Origin of the sequence: Deinococcus detaillensis, assembly GCF_007280555.1 — a bacterium.
Lineage (GTDB): Bacteria > Deinococcota > Deinococci > Deinococcales > Deinococcaceae > Deinococcus > Deinococcus detaillensis.
In genome coordinates this window covers 1-1,349 of the sequence record NZ_VKDB01000080.1, presented here as the reverse complement: position 1 = coordinate 1,349, position 1,349 = coordinate 1, and the positions used below count along the sequence as shown (strand labels likewise).

The following is a 1,349-nucleotide window of genomic DNA, read 5'->3' as shown; positions in this document are numbered from 1 at the left end:
ATAGAGCACTAATCCGCTGGAGTCAGCGCTTCACTTTGCGCAGAAGAACGGCCTTTATGCGCCGCGCTGACCAGCACGAAGACCAAGATTAAACCGCTGATAGAAGCGCGAGTGAGTTTTCCACTGTGCTAAGCAAGTTGGAAGAAGGGCGACGCCCACTATGGACGCCGCCCTTTCCTTGAGACACTGCTTTGTTTTTAACGCGCCGCGCCAATGACCATCGTCTCAGAAGTGTAGCTCGCTCTACTCAGCGGGCTGCTCAGAAGCAACCAGAAGCGGGTTAGTGCATGGCTTTGCTGGCCCGCTGCCTGAACAAGAACAGGCAGACGACGATCAACGCCAGCAACACCAGGGAAGCGGTGAAGCGGTCAAGGGCGAGGCCACCTTTGTCAACCGGCTTATCGAGAAAATCGCCCAGTGCCGCGCCCAGCGGACGGGTCAGGATAAACGCCGCCCAAAACAGCACCGTATGAGAAATCTTGGTTTTGTAGTAGGCCAGCACCAACAGCAGCAGTGCACCGCCAAAAATCAGCGCTGCGCCCGTATAGCCCAGTCCGAGGCCTACAGGGTCAGCTGTCCAGTCGCCGAGGGCAGTGCCAAGCGTCTGCGAAAACATGATGGTGATCCAGTAAAACAGTTCAGCCCGCCGCGTGGTGATTGAGGCCACCGAGACGCTGCCGGTGGTGCGGTACCACATGTACAGTGAACCAAGCAACAAGCTGATGAGCAGCAGGCTTCCGCCCGCGTAGCCGATGCCGAGTGAGCGGTCTACAAAATCGGCGAGGGTCGTCCCCACCGTGGTCGTGGCGATAATGGTCGTCCAATAAATAAACGGGCGAAACTTCCGGGTCTTCATCTGCGCGGAGACCGCGATGAGAAAGAGGCCAGCGAAGACTGCCGTGCTGAGCAGGTAGCCGAGATTTAGCGACATGGAGAGGGCGTCTCCGCCGGTTTCTCCAAGGGTGGTCGCCGCAATCTTGATGGCCCAGAACAGCAGCACGACCTCGGGAACTTTGCTCAAGCTGTGCGCCGGTTCGGTGGGAGAGGCGGGAATGGTCGCAGTGGCGTCTCTGTTGGCTTGAATCATTTCTCACCCCTCTGGTGATGTGTGTGCTGCCCTGCCTCCCAACTTGAGGAGCAAGGTATGTCAAGAGGCGGCGTCCATCACGGGCGTCGCCTCTCCTGTTGATTTCGAATCTGTTTTACCTTGCAGTGCCGATGACCATTTCTTCAAAGGTATAGCTCGCTCCAGTGTTGGGCGTATCTGGTGCAGGGCGTCGACACCCGCGCCGTCCTGCACATTCACGTGATTCGGAGTCTCTCCGCCCTGAGCGCGGTGACCGCGCTCA

The 1,349-nt window shown here is 58.2% G+C and carries 2 protein-coding genes; both read right to left on the bottom strand.

Annotated features, from left to right (window positions below; all coding sequences use genetic code 11):
* Window positions 1-280 precede the first annotated feature (280 nt).
* Window positions 281-1,087, bottom strand: coding sequence for a COG4705 family protein (locus FNU79_RS18925; RefSeq protein ID WP_143722338.1), 807 nt, complete (start codon window positions 1,085-1,087; stop codon window positions 281-283).
* Between the two features lie 60 nt (window positions 1,088-1,147).
* The coding region (locus tag FNU79_RS19605; RefSeq protein ID WP_225430218.1) for a hypothetical protein at window positions 1,148-1,349 on the bottom strand (202 nt) is incomplete at its 5' end.

Coding starts and splice junctions, on each gene's coding strand:
- FNU79_RS18925 (WP_143722338.1), bottom strand. CDS start 1,087: ATGATTCAAGCCAACAGAGACGCCACTGCGACCATTCCCGCCTCTCCC.